This is a genomic window from Naasia sp. SYSU D00948 (genome assembly GCF_017916515.1).
In the GTDB taxonomy this organism is placed as follows: domain Bacteria; phylum Actinomycetota; class Actinomycetes; order Actinomycetales; family Microbacteriaceae; genus Naasia.
The window spans coordinates 74142-87985 of the sequence record NZ_JAFMTA010000001.1 but is presented as its reverse complement, the minus strand read 5'-3'; the positions used below and the strand labels follow the sequence as shown (position 1 = coordinate 87985).

Below are 13844 nucleotides of genomic sequence, written 5' to 3'. Positions count from 1 at the left end.
GTCAGTTCTCCTCGATCGGGTTGCCGGGGGTGGCCGTGCGGCGGGTCAGCTCCTCCTCGTCCCGCTCCTCGAGGTGCTCCTCGCCGGAGATGGGGTCGCCCGGAGTGGTGTAGTCCGCCTCGGCGGGAGTCCGGTAGTCGGCGTCCGCCGGGATGGAGAAGTCCTGCTCGACTGCGCGCTCGTCGGGGAGCTCGCTGTTCCGTTCGTCCATGAGGCTCAGCCTACGCCCGGCCCCTTCACGAGCAACGGGCCCGTCCTTCCGGCGACGGGAGGCGCTCTCCTCACGGATGGCCCGCCCCTCCGCCTCGTCGCGCGAGAGCGACCGGGCGATGAGGAGGTTCCTGGTCGTGTCCCGCATCGGCATGCGGATCGCCGACTCCGAGTGGATGCCCCGGCGGAGCTGATCCAAGCGGGTGAGCTCGGCGTCGAGGCCCGCGCCGAGCACGAGCACGAGGTTGCTGAGGAACAGCCAGAGCAGCACGACGAGCGCGCCGCCCGCCCAGCCGTACAGGTCGCCGTAGTGCGCGAGGACGGTCACGTACCACCAGAACCCGCCGGTCGTGACGGCCCAGCCCGCGAGCGCGAGCACGGCGCCCGCCGAGAACCAGGGCGCCGTCTGCCGGTCGACCGTGGGGGTGAAGTAGTAGAGCAGCGCGATGAGCGCGGCGGCGAGGAGCAGGAGCGCGGGCCAGCGTGCCGCGTTCCAGACGGTGATCCAGGGCTCGCCGACCCCCGCGAGCCGTCCCGCGGCCGACGCGACCCGCGGGGTGCCGAGCAGCAGGAGCAGCCCGAGGGCGAGCCCGACGCTCAGCAGCAGGGTGACCGCCAGCATGAGGCCGCGGAACTTTCAGATCCGCCGTCCCTCGTGCACGCCGTAGAGCGTGTTCACCGTCCGCCCGAACGCCGTCGTGTAGGCCGAGCCGGTCCAGAGCGTGAGGGCGAGACCGACGAGGAAGGCGCTGCCCGGGTTCCCGAGCTGCGTGAACTGCTCGAGCGGCGCGCGGACGGCGTGCACCCAGCGCTCCTCGGCGACCTCCGAGAGGACGCGCAGCACGAAGTCCACGGCGCGGGAGCCGTCCAGGATCGCGAGCGCCGACATGACGGTGAGAGCGGCGGGGAACAGGGTGATCGCGGAGAAGAACGTGAGCGAGGCCGCCGCGTCGATCCCGCGGACCCTGGCGAAGGAGTGGCCGGTGCGCCGCAGCGCGTACGCCCAGTCGGAGCGGCTGACGACCCGGTGCGCCCGGCTCACGGCTGTTCCCGGACGACGTCGCCGGGACTCTTGTCGACCCGCCAGCCCCGCCAGGACGGCTGCCGGAGCCGCCCCGTCGAGGTCCACTCCGCGAACTCGACCTCGCCGACGAGCCGCGGCTCGACCCAGTGGGCGTCGCGCGCGTCCGGCCTGGGGATGTCCGAGAACGGGTTCGCGTCCTGCGCGAGCGGCGCGAGACGGGCGGCCGCGTCGGCCAGGTCCTTCGCGCTGAAGCCCGTGCCCACCTTCCCGACGTAGCGCAGCGTCCCGTCCTCGGGGATGCCGAGGAGGAGGGATCCGATCGTGCCCCCGCGCCCGCCCTGCCCGGGCTTCCAGCCGCCGATCACGACCTCCTGCGCGCTGTGGTGCTTGATCTTCACCCAGGACGGGGACCGGCGGCCGGGCAGGTAGACCGAGCTGCGGCGCTTCGCCACGACGCCCTCCAGCCCGAGGGAGCCGCTCGCCTCCATCGCCTCGTGCACCGTGCGGCCCTCGCCGGAGAACTCCGGAGGAACCTGGACGAGCCCGGTGGACCGGACCGTCTCCGCCAGCCGGCGGCGCCGCTCGTCGTAGGTGAGGTCGAGGAGGGACTCGCCGTCGAGCTCGAGGAGGTCGAACACCATGAGGTGAACGGGGACAGTCCTCCGGGCGGCCTCGATGTCCGCCGTCCGCTGCAGGTTCATCCGCTGCTGCAGCAGGCCGAAGTCGGGCCGTCCGCCGCGGCCGAGCGCGACGATCTCCCCGTCGAGGACGGCCTGGCGGGCGTCCACCGCGTCGATGACGCCCTGCAGTTCGGGATAGGTCGCCGTGAGGTCCTTCGCGTTGCGGCTCATCAGCACCGCGCGCCCGTCGCGCACGTCGACGAGCGCCCGGATCCCGTCCCACTTCATCTCGAACGCCCACTGGTCTCCGCCGCCCACGGTCCGCTCGTCCCCGAGCGTCGCGAGCATCGGCCCGCGCCGCAGCAGGGGAGACGGCTCCCCAAGGACGTCGGCGGGCGCGGAAGAGGGACTCTGGGGAGCCGGACCCGCGGATGCGGTCGCAGCGGGGCCGGCCACGGCGGGGGCGGTCACGGCGGGAGCGGTCGTGCCGGCGGCGCGATCGCCCGGGCCGGCGGCGTCCGAGCCGTCCGGCTTCCGCGCGGGCTGCGCCTTCGTGCGGTGCATCAGCCAGTTCTTCTCGTCGCCGGGTGTCCGCCCGGTCCGGACGAGGGCGACGCGGACGGGCCCGCGGAGCGGCCCGTCCGGCCTGCCGTGCAGCGTCACGATGACCTCGTCGTCGCGCCACTTCTCGAGCTCGTAGGTGCCGGCGTCCCAGATCGTCACCTCGCCGGCGCCGTACTCGCCGGCCGGGATCCGCCCCTCGAACGTCCCGTACTCCAGCGGGTGGTCCTCGGTGTGCACCGCCAGGTGGTTCTCGGCGGGGGTTTCCGGGACGCCCTTCGGCACGGCCCAGGAGACGAGGACGCCGTCGTGCTCCAGCCGGAAGTCGTAGTGCAGCCGGCGGGCGTGGTGCTCCTGGATGACGAAGCTGCGCCCGTCCGACGGGATGGCCGGGTCCGCGGGAACCGGCTCCGGCGTCTTCGCGGCGTCCCGCATGCTGCGGTACTTCGCGAGCCTGTCGCGTGCCTCGGGCGTCGACTCGAACGTCGCCATCCGCTCGGGGGTGGGCTCGAGGACGCGCGCGGGCGGGTCGAGGTCGGCGAGCAGGTCGCCGAGGCGGGCGACTCGGTCCAGCACCTCCTGGTAGCCGAGATGGGCGAGGTCCGGAGCGTCGAGCTCCTCCCACGTCCGCGGCGCCGCGACGGTCGGGGTCGGCCGCCCGCGCAGCGAGTAGGGCGCGATGGTGGTCTTCGCAGCGCTGTTCTGGCTCCAGTCGACGAGCACCTTCCCGACGCGCAGCGACTTCTTCATGTCGCTGACGACGAGGTCGGGGTCGTCCGCCTCGAGCGCCCGGGCGAGCTCATGGGCGAACGCCGAGATCTCGTCGCTCGACCGCGTGCCGTCGAGGCGCGCATAGAGGTGGATCCCCTTGCTCCCGCTCGTCACCGGCATCGGCGAGAGGCCCACGCCCTCGAGGATGGGCCGCACCCGCCGCGCGATCTCGGCGCACTCCGGCAGCCCGACCCCGGGACCCGGGTCCAGGTCGAGGACGAGCCGGTCCGGGTTCTGCGGCTGCCCGTCCGGCCCGAACCGCCACTGCGGCACGTGCAGCTCGAGCGAGGACACCTGGGCTGTCCACACGAGCGTCGCGCGGTCGTTCAGGAGCGGGTACTCGATCGTGTGCGACTTGTGGTGCTGCACCTGGCGGGGCACCCAGTCCGGTGCGCCGTCGTCGAGGTTCTTCTGGAAGAACACCTCGCCGGGCGCCTCCGCGGTGCCGACGCCGTTGACCCAGCGCTTCCTCGTGAGCGCCCGGTCGCGCGTGTGCGGGAGAAGAACGGGCGCGATCCGTGCGTAGTAGTCGAGGACGTCGGCCTTGGTCGTGCCCGTCTCGGGGTAGAGCACCTTGTCGAGGTTGGTGAGCCGGAGCCGGCGGCCGTCGACCTCCACGATGTCGCCGCTGGAGCGCGCCATGCCCCTCCTGTTCCCGGGCCGGGCCCGCTTGTCAACGGTACCGCCCGCCTGATCACACGCGGAATACTGGGAGCATGAGGTCCATCTGGAAGGGCGCCATCACGTTCGGCCTGGTCAACGTGCCGGTGAAGGTCTACAGCGCGACGGAGGACCACGACGTCCCGATGCACCAGGTCCACGACAAGGACGGGGGGCGCATCCGGTACCAGCGGATCTGCGAGATCGACGGCGAGGTGGTCGAGTACTCGCACATCCAGAAGGCGTACGACGCCGGGGACCGCACCGTCATCATCACGCCGGAGGACCTCGCCTCGCTCCCGGTCGAGCAGAACCGCGAGATCGACGTCGTCGAGTTCGTGCCGAGCGAGCAGGTTGACCCGATCATGTTCGAGCGCAGCTACTACCTCGAGCCGGACTCGCGCTCGCCGAAGGCCTACGTGCTCCTGCGGGAGACGCTCCAGCAGACGGATCGGACCGCCATCGTGAAGTTCGCGATCCGGCAGCGGACCCGGCTGGCCGCCCTGCGGGTCAAGGGCGACGTGCTCGTGCTGCAGACGCTGCTCTGGGGCGACGAGGTCCGGGAGGCGAACTTCAAGTCGCTGAACGAGAAGGTCGACATCTCCGACAAGGAGCTGAAGATGTCGTCCTCCCTCGTCAAGAGCTTCGAGAGCGACTTCACCCCCGACGCGTTCACCGACGAGTACCAGGAGCAGCTGAAGAAGCTGATCGACGCGAAGCTCGAGCAGGGCGATGCGATCGACACGGCGGCGACCTTCGGCCAGGGCGGCGAGGAGCCCGAGGGCGGCGAGGTGCTCGACCTCATGGAGGCGCTGCGCCGCAGCGTCGAGCGCAACCGGGCGGACCGCAAGGACGAGCCCGAGGAGAAGCCGGCGGCCGAGGAGGAGAAGGCGCCGGCGCCGAAGAAGCGCAAGCGCGCCTAGGACCGCTGGGGTGGCCGCGGCGCCTCCCGACCTGAGTCGGCTGGTCAGCTCCGGGGACGGTGCCGGAACGGCAGGACGAGCCAGACCACGAGCAGCACCACCGCGGTGACGACGGCGCAGACGACCGCGACGGTTCGGCTCGTCACGACGTCGAAGACGAGCAGCACAACGCCGGTGATGAGCAGGCCGACGAAGATCAGCACGACCTGGAGCAGCCGATCGGCGAGGTTGACCACGGCGTCCTTGCGCCGCTTGCGGAACAGCGCACGGTGGAGGCTGACCGGGCCGAGGCCGAGCGCCGTGGCGAGGGTCGCGACCGCGACGAGCACCAGGTAGACGCCCACCTGAAAGCTGTCGAGATCCTGGAACCGGGGCTGGAAGGCCAGGGTCAGCAGGAATCCCGTGAGGATCTGCGTGCCCGTCTGAGTGACCCGCAGCTCCTGCAGGATCTCGTTCCAGTTCCGGTCGAGCCGCTCGTTCTCGGTCTCGTTGCGGCCGGTCTCGTCCCGGCTCCCGGCCAGGTCCGGCCCTCGCAGGTCGTGCGACATGTGCCGATCCTAGGAGCGCGCGCGGGCGCTCTCACGAGTCTGGGCAGGGGGCTTGCGCCGACCTAGGCTGACGCCATGGCCTTCCTCCCCATCCCGTCGACCGACGACCTCAGCGAGGAGGCCCGCTCCGCCCGGGCCCAGCTGCTCGAGTCGCGGGGCCGCATCTCGAACGTGCGTGCGGCGCTGCTCGGGCACGTGCCGAGCTTCCGGGCGTACCTCGAGTGGTACACGCTGAAGGACGAGCTCGTGCCGGTCGTGGGGGAGCGCGGGGTGACGGCCCTCGCCTACGCCATCTCGGACGAGTACGGCTGCGAGCCCTGCGCGGTGTTCTTCCGGCAGGTGCTCGAGGAGGCGGGGGAGGATCCCGACGCCCCGTCCGGGCACCGGAACCAGCTCCTCGCGCGGTTCGGCCGTGAGCTGGCGCGGAACCCGCACGACGTGCCCGACGAGATCTACGAGTCGCTCGCCGAGCAGTTCCCGGGGGAGCAGCGCGTCGCGCTCGTCGCCTTCGCGGGGCTCACGGTCGCGGTGAGCGTCGTGAACACGGTGGGACGCGTGCCCGCCGACGACGTGCACGCGCTGCGAGGGGGCGAACCCGAGATCGAGATGGACTCCCTCGAGAAGGGAGCCGAGTGAGGTCTCGCTCCCCGGCGCAACCGCGTCGCGGACGCCCCGCGCGGAGGCAGGACCGCGCGGGAGGAGGGAGGACGCCGCGGGAGGACGGCGTCTCGCGATCAGCGGTGCGGCGACTCGTGCCAGCGGAGCCAGGACACCGCGTGGAACAGGGTCGGATGCGAGCCGTCGTAGGGACGCACCGTGATCGACTCGTCGTGCCACGGGATCACGACGAACTCGAGGAGGCCCGTCGTGGGGGACATGCGGGACCGGACGAAGCCCAGGGGGCGCGACGCGCCCGGCTCCTCCACGATCCACTGCTCGTCGTCGATCTGCCGCGCGTACGGGTGGTACGGGCGGGACTGGTCGAATTGGTCGTCGACCGAGATGCCGGGGGTTGGAATCGTTGTGCTGCTCATATTCACTCCCTTTGCACGGCCATGCAGGGCGCCGTGCAGGCCACAAAGCTACCCGCGTCGTGACGGGGTACGACCAGAGTTACAGACAGTCCACAGCTAAGTACAAGGGAGTAGCGGACCGGCCTGAACCGCGGGTAGGGACTTTCGTCCCGAGCTGGATCGCGAGATTGCCTCGCGTTTCGTCGGGGTACATCAGCCCCGCTTCAGCATGACGCCACGCGGCCTGTCAGCACATCCCCAGGAGGAGGCACATGCCTGCGCAGGGATGAACGCCCGGCCGCTGTCAAGCGGGACGAGTCCGGCGGCGTGCCGTGGCTAGGGTGTCGCCATGACGCATCCCGCGCCCGCGGCGCCGCCCGCCCCTGTCTCTCCGTTCTGGCAGCCGCAGCCGGTCTACCGCGGAGCGGGGACGGGCACCGTGGTGCTGACGGCGATCGGGATCGCCCTGGGGGCGCTGCTGCTGCTCGCGGTGCTCGCGTACTTCGTGCTCGGCTTCGGCGTGACCGGGGTGCTCGTCTCCGCGATCGCGGCCCTCATCCCCCTCGCCATCGTGCTCCTCACGATCCGCTGGATCGACCGCTGGGAGCCGGAGCCGCGGGCGGCGCTCTGGTTCGCCTTCCTCTGGGGCGCCGGCGTGTCGGTCGTGATCGCCCTGCTCGTCGACTTCACCCTCCAGGTCTCCGCCTATATGACGGGCCGGGCGCTCGTGAGCGAGGCGGCGGGCGCGGTCATCCAGGCGCCCATCGTCGAGGAGGTGGCCAAGGGGCTCGGCGTGCTCCTGATCCTCTGGGTCGCCCGCCGCTACTTCGACGGGCCCCTCGACGGCCTCGTCTACGCCGCGACGGTCGCCGGCGGGTTCGCCTTCACCGAGAACATCCTCTACTTCGGGAACTCGCTCGTCTCGGGCGGCACCGGGGACCTCGCCGTCACGTTCGTGGTCCGCGGGATCTTCTCGCCGTTCGCGCACGTGATGTTCACGGCGTGCACCGGCTTCGCGCTCGGCATCGCCTCCCGCCGCACCGGGCGGGCGGGAGCGCTCGGCTTCTTCCTGCTCGGGCTGATCCCGGCCGTCCTGCTGCACGCGCTCTGGAACGGCGCCTTCTTCATCTTCTCGGACATCCTCGCCTACTACGTGCTGGTGCAGGTGCCCCTGTTCCTCGGCGCGGTGGGGATCGTCATCGCACTGCGCCGGCACGAGCGGCGGCTCACGCGGGCGCGCCTGGACGAGTACGCGCGGGTCGGCTGGTTCACGCCGGGGGAGGTCGACCTGCTGTCGACCTGGGGCGGCCGCCGCCAGGCTCTGTCCTGGGCCCGGCAGCACCCCAGCCCTCCCGGCGCCCTCGACCGCGTCACGGCCATGAGGCGGTTCGTGCGCCACGCGACCCGGCTGGCGCACACTCGGCAGCGGCTCCTCGTCGGACGCTCGGCCATCGGCCGGTCCCCGGACGAGCAGACGCTGCTCGCGGCCATCAGCGAGGATCGCCGGGTCCTCCTCGCCTGATCGCGCTAGCCGGCCGGTGGCAGGCGGAGGAGCAGGACGGCGCCCCACACGGCGGACGCGAGCGCGACCAGCAGGAACAGCCCGACCCACACGATCGCGGGGAGTGCGGCGACCCGCGCGAGCTGGTCGGCATCCGTCGTCCCGTTCCGTCCCCGGCGCTCGCGGCGGCGGGCCGACTGCAGCTCGCCGACCGTGCGCACCCCGCCGAGCAGAAGGAACCCCGCCACGGCGACCGCCCCGAACGACTGCCAGGGGCCGGGCGCCCACCACGTGAGCGCGAACACGGCGGCGCCGGACACGAGGACCGACCAGAGGCCGAACCAGTTGCGGATCTGGACGAGGACCAGGACGACGAGGACCAGCACCGCCCAGAGCGCCGCCGCGGCGTGCCCGGTGCCCGCCAGCCACGCCGTGCCGAGGCCGACCAGGGCGGGCGCCGGGTAGCCGGCGAGGAGCGTCAGCGCCATGCCGGGGCCGCGCGGCCGGCCGACGCTCACCGTGACGCCCGAGGTGTCGGAGTGCAGGCGGATGCCGCTGAGCCGCCGTCCGGTCATCGTCGCCGCGAAGCCGTGGCCGGCCTCGTGCACGATCGTCACCGCGTGCCGGGTGAGCCGCCAGGCGGGCGTCAGGACGGCGGCCGCGGACACGAGGAGGGCGAGCGCAACGACGAGCGGATCGAGCGGGGGCTGCGTGGCGGTCACCCGCGCCCAGAGGTCGGCGAGTTGCTCCACCCGGTCATTGTCGCTTGACTGGCCGTATGAGCAGCGCAGGCGAGAAGCCCGAGATCGACGCCCCGGTGGGCCCCGCCCCCAGCACCCTCGAGGTGACCGACATCACGGTCGGCGACGGTCCCGAGGCCGGGCCCCGCTCCACCGTCAACGTGCACTACCTGGGCGTGGAGTACGACACCGGGGAGGAGTTCGACTCCTCCTGGAACCGTGGCCAGTCCATCAACTTCCCGCTGACGAGCCTCATCGCCGGCTGGCAGCAGGGCATCCCGGGCATGAAGGTCGGCGGCCGACGCCGGCTCGTGGTCCCGCCCGCCCTCGCCTACGGCCCGGCGGGAGGCGGCCACCGCCTGAGCGGCAAGACGCTGATCTTCGTGATCGACCTCCTTGGCGTCTCCTGACAACAGCGCGTCGGGCGCTCCGCGCCCGACCCCTCTCCTGAAAGCCACATCGCACCCGTATTTCCACCGGCCGGCGCGCCTGACCGGTCTCGTCTGTAACGGGAGTGGTGGGCGGGGGTGTCCGCCGAGGCGAGTTTCGCGCGCCATGCTTGGCGCGCGACTGTCTGAGAAGCGGTGGACACCCCCGCCCACCACGGACCCACAACAACGGAACAACGGGAAGACAAAGAAAGAACTCGCCGTCCGGTGGCGGGGCGATGCCTCCGACTCGAATCCGGTCCGGCGAGTTCCTTGAGGTCTTCAGGATGCGCCCGATGGCGCGCGCAGACAAGACGTGGGCGCGCCCCAATAGTGCGGACAGGACGGGGGCGCGCGCCTGCCTAGGCTGATGACGTGACGGGTCCGGGCGAGCAGGGGAGCGGCTGAGCATGCCCTTCGCCACGGAGGACGGCCGCCGGCTCGACCGCATCCACCTGGTGCAGCGCGCGCCGGGCACCTTCCAGCTCACGCGGTCGTTCACGTTCCTCGAGAGCGGGCGGCCGGAGTCCGAGCGGTACGTGATCCGCGCGCACGACGAGTCGCGCCCGGCGAAGGGGTCGAACGCGACCGACCTGGCGTCGGTGCCGCCGTTCCTCTGGGGGCTGATCTCGAGCCACGGGCGGCAGACCGCGGCGGCCCTCATGCACGATCAGCTGTGGTGGGAGTCGCTCAACCCGGATCCGGAGATCTGGATCCGGCAGCGGCGGGAGGCCGACCGGCTGTTCGCGGTGGCGCTGCGCGAGTCGGGCAGCACCTGGATGCGCACGCAGCTGCTCGTCGCCGCCGTCACGCTCGAGCGCTACTGGGGGCCGCGGCGCTGGCGGGCGGTCGCCATGGCGCTGCACGCGCTCGCCGGCACCGCGTCCATCTGGATCGCGATGACGGGCCTGCTCGGGGCCTGGGGTCTGCTGCTGGTCGCCCTGCCGGCGCTCACGGTCCTGATCTGGGGCGCGGACGCGTTCCCGATGGGTGTGCTGATCTACTCGGGCGTCCTGTTCCTGCCGATCGCGGCCGCCGCGCTGCTCGGTCAGTACCTGCTGCTCCTGCTCGACCTCGTGGACTGGCTCCTCGGCAGGCGACGCAGACCGATGCCGAAGGCGGGTCCGCTCGGGAGGACCCGGCGGGCGAAGGTGAGGGCGAGGAACCGCGTCCGCGAAGCTGAGCACGAGCGGGCCGGCCGCAGCCGCTAGGTCCGGGAACGACTCGTCGCCCGGGGAGGCGGCATGGCCTGTCTCACTTCCGGGCGACGAGAGAGCCCCTCCAGGGTCCTCCTGGAGGGGCTCCCGTGCAAGCGCGATCAGGCCTCGACGGCGACCTGGGGCGCGCGGACGCTCTTCATCGCGGCGGTCCATGCCTCGAGCTGATCGAACAGCACCGTGGCGGCCCCGGCGTGCTGCGGGCCCGGGGTGAAGGTGTTGAAGTTCTCGAAGTCGGAGAACAGCGAGAAGCTCAGCTGCTGGCGGACGTGGGCGAGCTGGAGCTCGGACGCGATGCCGCGCAGGTGCTCGACCGCGCGCGCGCCGCCGACGCTGCCGTAGGCGACGAAGGCCGCCGCCTTGTTGTTCCACTCGGTGTACAGGTAGTCGATCGCGTTCTTGAGGACGCCCGAGGTGCTGTGGTTGTACTCGGGGGTCACGAAGATGTAGCCGTCGAAGCCCGCGATGCGGTCGGACCAGGCCTTGGTGTGCGCGTTCGCGTACTGGGCCATCGACGGAGGCATGCCCTCGTCGAGGTGAGGCAGGGGGAAGTCGGCGAGGTCGACGAGCTCGTACGTCGCCTCGGTGCGCGTGGCGGCCTGCTCGAGGACCCACCTCGCGACGGCTTCGCCGTTGCGGCCGGGACGCGTGCTGCCGAGGATGACGGCGATCTTGAGGTCGGGCACAGTGCTCCTTGATCTCTGGATGGTGACGTGTCAACTGGTGACGTGTCACCAATTAACCCCATAGTAGGTGACATGTCAACCTGAGCGGTGTAGCGTGGGGCGCCATGAGCGAGGTGAGCGACATCCCCGAGGCGGACTGGGCCGTCTGGCGCTCGTTCGTGGCCATGCGCCGCCGGCTCGATCGAGCCCTCGAGCAGCAGCTGCAGGACGACGCCGGCATCTCCGTGCCGGACTTCGAGATCCTCCTCTCGCTCTTCAAGTCGCCGCACAACCAGCTGCGCGGCAAGGATCTGGTCGAGCTGCTGGGCTGGGAGAAGAGCCGCGTCTCGCACCAGGTGACGCGCATGGTCTCGCGCGGCCTCGTCGAGCGCCGGGAGTGTCCCACCGACCTGCGCGGCTCCTGGGTGACGCTGCTCCCCGAGGGTCGGCGTGCCGTGCTCCGCGCGTCTCGCGGGAACGCTGTCGAGCTGCGCCGGATCTTCTTCGACGTCCTCTCGGAGGAGGAGAAGGCGACGCTGGGCGCGATCTCCGAGCGGATCATCGAGCGGATCAGCCCGTCCTCCTGTGCGCGCGCCGAGGAGATCCTGTCCGGCGAGTCGGAGCAGCAGGCCGCGTCCTGAACCCGGGTAGACTCGTGTCCCCGATTTTCGAGCGCTCCCCGCGCTCGGACTGGCACGAGGCGGGCAGGGCATGAGCACGGATTCCAGGATCGCCGGGTCCGCGATGTCCCGCGAGCTCGACCGGGAGCAGGCCTACCTCTCCCTGCTGTACGAGCGCCTCGACGCGGTCAAGGCGGAGGCCGCGCGTGAGCTCGACCGGGTCCGCCGCGCGCCCATCGGCGGCACGCATCAGAACCGCTCGGAGCGCGACGCGATGGCGCGCATCTTCGAGGACCGCATCGCCCAGCTGCGCGAGGTCGACGACCGCCTGGCGTTCGGCCGCCTCGAGACCGAGGAGGGCGACCTCCGCTACATCGGCCGCATCGGCCTGCGGGATGCCGACCTCCAGCCGCTCCTGCTCGACTGGCGTGTCCCGCAGGCGAGCGCGTTCTACCAGGCGACGGCTGCGCACCCGCTCGGCATCCGGGCACGGCGGCACCTCAGCACCGAGGGGCGGTCCGTCACGCGGATCGAGGACGAGGTCTTCGGCGACGCCGCGACCGACGAGGACCGCCCGCTGACGGGTGAGAGCGCCCTCATGGCCGCGCTCACCGCTCAGCGCACCGGTCGCATGCAGGACATCGTCGGGACGATCCAGGCCGAGCAGGACCGGATCATCCGCTCGGACCTCCGCGGCGTCCTCGTCGTGCAGGGCGGTCCCGGCACCGGCAAGACCGCCGTCGCCCTGCACCGTGCCGCCTACCTCCTCTACACGCACCGCGAGCGCCTGGCGTCGTCGGGTCTGCTCGTGGTCGGCCCGTCCCGCAGCTTCCTGCAGTACATCGAGCAGGTCCTGCCGTCCCTCGGTGAGACGGGCGTCGTGCTCTCGAGCGTCGGGCAGCTCTATCCCGGGCTCGACACGCAGGACGAGGATCCGCCCGCGACGGCCGCGCTCAAGGGCTCGCTGCGGATGGCCGAGCTGCTCAAGCGGGCGGTCCAGTCCCGGCAAGTGGCGCCGAAGACGGTGCAGACCATCGAGGTCAACGGGGAGCGGCTCGACGTCGAGCCGGAGCTGATCGTCCGCGCCATCCGCCGCGCTCAGGAGACCCGGAAGCCGCACAACGAGGCCCGTGTGACCTTCGTGTCGCACGCGCTCGCCGCGCTCACGGCTCAGCTGGCCGCCCAGCTGCGGGGCGGCGGCGACACCCTCGAGGACGAGGACCTGCGGATGCTGCGCGAGGACCTGCGCACGAGCCAGGACGTCCGCGTCCTCCTCAACACAGCATGGCTGCCGCTGACCCCCGAGAAGCTGCTGGGCGACCTCTACTCCCGCCCGTCCTGGCTCGCCTCGCTGACCCCGAGCTGGTCGGCGGAGCGCCGGGCCCTCCTGGCCCGGCGTCGGGACGAGCCGTTCACCGTGGCGGACGTCCCGCTCCTCGACGAGGCGGCCGAGCTGCTCGGGGAGGCGCCCAGCGCGTCGGGTGCCAAGGAGGCCGCCGCGCGCCGTCAGCGGCAGCTGGACGTCGAGAACGCGGAGAACGCGATCAGGAACATGGGCGTCGAGGGCCTCGTGAGCGCCGAGGCGCTCGCGGACAACTTCGCCGCCTCGGGTCCCCGCCTCACCGCGTCCGAGCGCGCGATGACGGACCGGACCTGGACCTACGGCCACGTCGTCGTCGACGAGGCGCAGGAGCTGTCGCCGATGCAGTGGCGCCTCCTCCGCCGGCGAGCGCCGCTGCGCTCCTTCACGATCGTGGGCGACATCGCGCAGGCGAGCTCGCCCTCCGCGGCCGCGAACTGGGCGGACGCCGTGAAGCCGCTCACGTCCGAGTTCCGGCTCGAGGAGCTCACGGTCAACTACCGCACACCGACCCAGATCGCCCAGCTCGCGGAGGAGGCCGCGCGTCAGTACGGGCTCGCCGTCACCCCCTCGCGGTCCGTCCGCGACTCCGAGTGGGAGCCGCGCCGCCTGCGGGTCGCGCCGGACCGCGTCATCCCGGCCGTCGTCCGCGCGGTGGGCGAGGACCGGGACGTGGACTCGACGGGCACGCTGGCGGTGATCGCCCCCAACGGACGGATCACGGCCGTCGCCGCGGCTCTGCGCGAGCGCTTCGGGGAGGAGGTCGGGCTGGGGCTCGACACCCTGTCCCGCCCGATCTCGGTGCTCGGGCCGCACACCGCGAAGGGCCTCGAGTTCGACGCGGTCGTGGTCGTCGATCCCGAGGGGATCGTGCGAGGCGAGCCGAGAGGCGCCAGCTCCCTCTACGTCGCGCTCACGCGCGCGACGCAGCGGCTGTCGGTCGTGATCCCTGCACAGAGCTGAGAGCCGCACACGAATTCCGC

General features: G+C 71.9%; 12 protein-coding genes and 1 pseudogene. 7 read left to right on the top strand and 6 right to left on the bottom strand.

The genetic code is table 11. From position 1 onward, the window contains the following. Nucleotide 1: 1 nt before the first annotated feature. Nucleotides 2-1252, bottom strand: a pseudogene (locus tag J3P30_RS00460) (YihY/virulence factor BrkB family protein). Continuing rightward, nucleotides 1249-3828: an ATP-dependent DNA ligase gene (locus tag J3P30_RS00450; protein WP_210478888.1), complete on the bottom strand. Its 2580-nt coding sequence runs from the start codon at nucleotides 3826-3828 to the stop codon at nucleotides 1249-1251. Before J3P30_RS00450 ends, J3P30_RS00460 begins: the two are co-directional and overlap by 4 nt. 74 nt (nucleotides 3829-3902) lie before the next feature. Here J3P30_RS00450 and J3P30_RS00445 point away from each other — a divergent pair, with 74 nt between their 5' ends. Continuing rightward, nucleotides 3903-4769, top strand: a complete 867-nt coding sequence (locus tag J3P30_RS00445) for a Ku protein (RefSeq protein ID WP_210478886.1) — start codon at nucleotides 3903-3905, stop codon at nucleotides 4767-4769. 44 nt (nucleotides 4770-4813) lie between these two features. Here the strand turns inward: J3P30_RS00445 and J3P30_RS00440 are convergent, their stop codons facing one another. Then, the gene (locus J3P30_RS00440) at nucleotides 4814-5317 is read right to left on the bottom strand and encodes a DUF6328 family protein (RefSeq protein WP_210478884.1); all 504 of its coding nucleotides are present in this window, start codon (nucleotides 5315-5317) and stop codon (nucleotides 4814-4816) included. A 75-nt stretch (nucleotides 5318-5392) separates the two neighbouring features. Here J3P30_RS00440 and J3P30_RS00435 point away from each other — a divergent pair, with 75 nt between their 5' ends. Continuing rightward, nucleotides 5393-5953, top strand: coding sequence for a hypothetical protein (locus J3P30_RS00435; protein ID WP_210478882.1), 561 nt, complete (start codon nucleotides 5393-5395; stop codon nucleotides 5951-5953). Nucleotides 5954-6051: 98 nt separating this feature from the next. Here J3P30_RS00435 and J3P30_RS00430 read toward each other — a convergent pair whose 3' ends face one another. Continuing rightward, nucleotides 6052-6351, bottom strand: coding sequence for a hypothetical protein (locus tag J3P30_RS00430; RefSeq protein WP_210478880.1), 300 nt, complete (start codon nucleotides 6349-6351; stop codon nucleotides 6052-6054). 328 nt (nucleotides 6352-6679) lie between these two features. Between J3P30_RS00430 and J3P30_RS00425 the strand changes: the two genes are divergently transcribed. Beyond that, on the top strand, nucleotides 6680-7852 hold the full coding sequence (locus J3P30_RS00425) for a PrsW family intramembrane metalloprotease (RefSeq protein WP_210478877.1): 1173 nt from the start codon (nucleotides 6680-6682) through the stop codon (nucleotides 7850-7852). Between the two features lie 5 nt (nucleotides 7853-7857). Here J3P30_RS00425 and J3P30_RS00420 read toward each other — a convergent pair whose 3' ends face one another. After that, entirely contained in the window at nucleotides 7858-8583 is a 726-nt protein-coding gene (locus J3P30_RS00420; protein ID WP_210478874.1) for a M50 family metallopeptidase, read from the bottom strand. Between the two features lie 26 nt (nucleotides 8584-8609). Between J3P30_RS00420 and J3P30_RS00415 the strand changes: the two genes are divergently transcribed. Next, on the top strand, nucleotides 8610-8981 hold the full coding sequence (locus tag J3P30_RS00415) for an FKBP-type peptidyl-prolyl cis-trans isomerase (RefSeq protein ID WP_210478872.1): 372 nt from the start codon (nucleotides 8610-8612) through the stop codon (nucleotides 8979-8981). A gap of 428 nt (nucleotides 8982-9409) precedes the next feature. Next, nucleotides 9410-10210, top strand: a complete 801-nt coding sequence (locus J3P30_RS00410) for a DUF1353 domain-containing protein (RefSeq protein ID WP_210478869.1) — start codon at nucleotides 9410-9412, stop codon at nucleotides 10208-10210. A gap of 107 nt (nucleotides 10211-10317) precedes the next feature. On the opposite strand, the gene J3P30_RS00405 is transcribed toward J3P30_RS00410, so the two are convergent. Beyond that, a complete protein-coding gene (locus J3P30_RS00405) occupies nucleotides 10318-10902 on the bottom strand; it encodes an NADPH-dependent FMN reductase (RefSeq protein ID WP_210478867.1) in 585 nt (194 codons plus the stop codon). 104 nt (nucleotides 10903-11006) lie between these two features. Between J3P30_RS00405 and J3P30_RS00400 the strand changes: the two genes are divergently transcribed. Further along, complete coding sequence (locus J3P30_RS00400; protein ID WP_210478864.1) at nucleotides 11007-11522, top strand: MarR family winged helix-turn-helix transcriptional regulator; 516 nt, start codon at nucleotides 11007-11009, stop codon at nucleotides 11520-11522. Nucleotides 11523-11592: 70 nt separating this feature from the next. Continuing rightward, nucleotides 11593-13824, top strand: coding sequence for a UvrD-helicase domain-containing protein (locus J3P30_RS00395; protein ID WP_246852671.1), 2232 nt, complete (start codon nucleotides 11593-11595; stop codon nucleotides 13822-13824). Nucleotides 13825-13844: the final 20 nt, after the last annotated feature.

Excerpts from the sequence above, each read along its gene's own strand:
- J3P30_RS00445 (WP_210478886.1), top strand. The coding sequence starts at position 3,903 with ATGAGGTCCATCTGGAAGGGCGCCATCACGTTCGGCCTGGTCAACGTG.
- J3P30_RS00400 (WP_210478864.1), top strand. The coding sequence starts at position 11,007 with ATGAGCGAGGTGAGCGACATCCCCGAGGCGGACTGGGCCGTCTGGCGC.
- J3P30_RS00415 (WP_210478872.1), top strand. The coding sequence starts at position 8,610 with ATGAGCAGCGCAGGCGAGAAGCCCGAGATCGACGCCCCGGTGGGCCCC.
- J3P30_RS00435 (WP_210478882.1), top strand. The coding sequence starts at position 5,393 with ATGGCCTTCCTCCCCATCCCGTCGACCGACGACCTCAGCGAGGAGGCC.
- J3P30_RS00440 (WP_210478884.1), bottom strand. The coding sequence starts at position 5,317 with ATGTCGCACGACCTGCGAGGGCCGGACCTGGCCGGGAGCCGGGACGAG.
- J3P30_RS00425 (WP_210478877.1), top strand. The coding sequence starts at position 6,680 with ATGACGCATCCCGCGCCCGCGGCGCCGCCCGCCCCTGTCTCTCCGTTC.
- J3P30_RS00410 (WP_210478869.1), top strand. The coding sequence starts at position 9,410 with ATGCCCTTCGCCACGGAGGACGGCCGCCGGCTCGACCGCATCCACCTG.
- J3P30_RS00430 (WP_210478880.1), bottom strand. The coding sequence starts at position 6,351 with ATGAGCAGCACAACGATTCCAACCCCCGGCATCTCGGTCGACGACCAA.
- J3P30_RS00395 (WP_246852671.1), top strand. The coding sequence starts at position 11,593 with ATGAGCACGGATTCCAGGATCGCCGGGTCCGCGATGTCCCGCGAGCTC.
- J3P30_RS00450 (WP_210478888.1), bottom strand. The coding sequence starts at position 3,828 with ATGGCGCGCTCCAGCGGCGACATCGTGGAGGTCGACGGCCGCCGGCTC.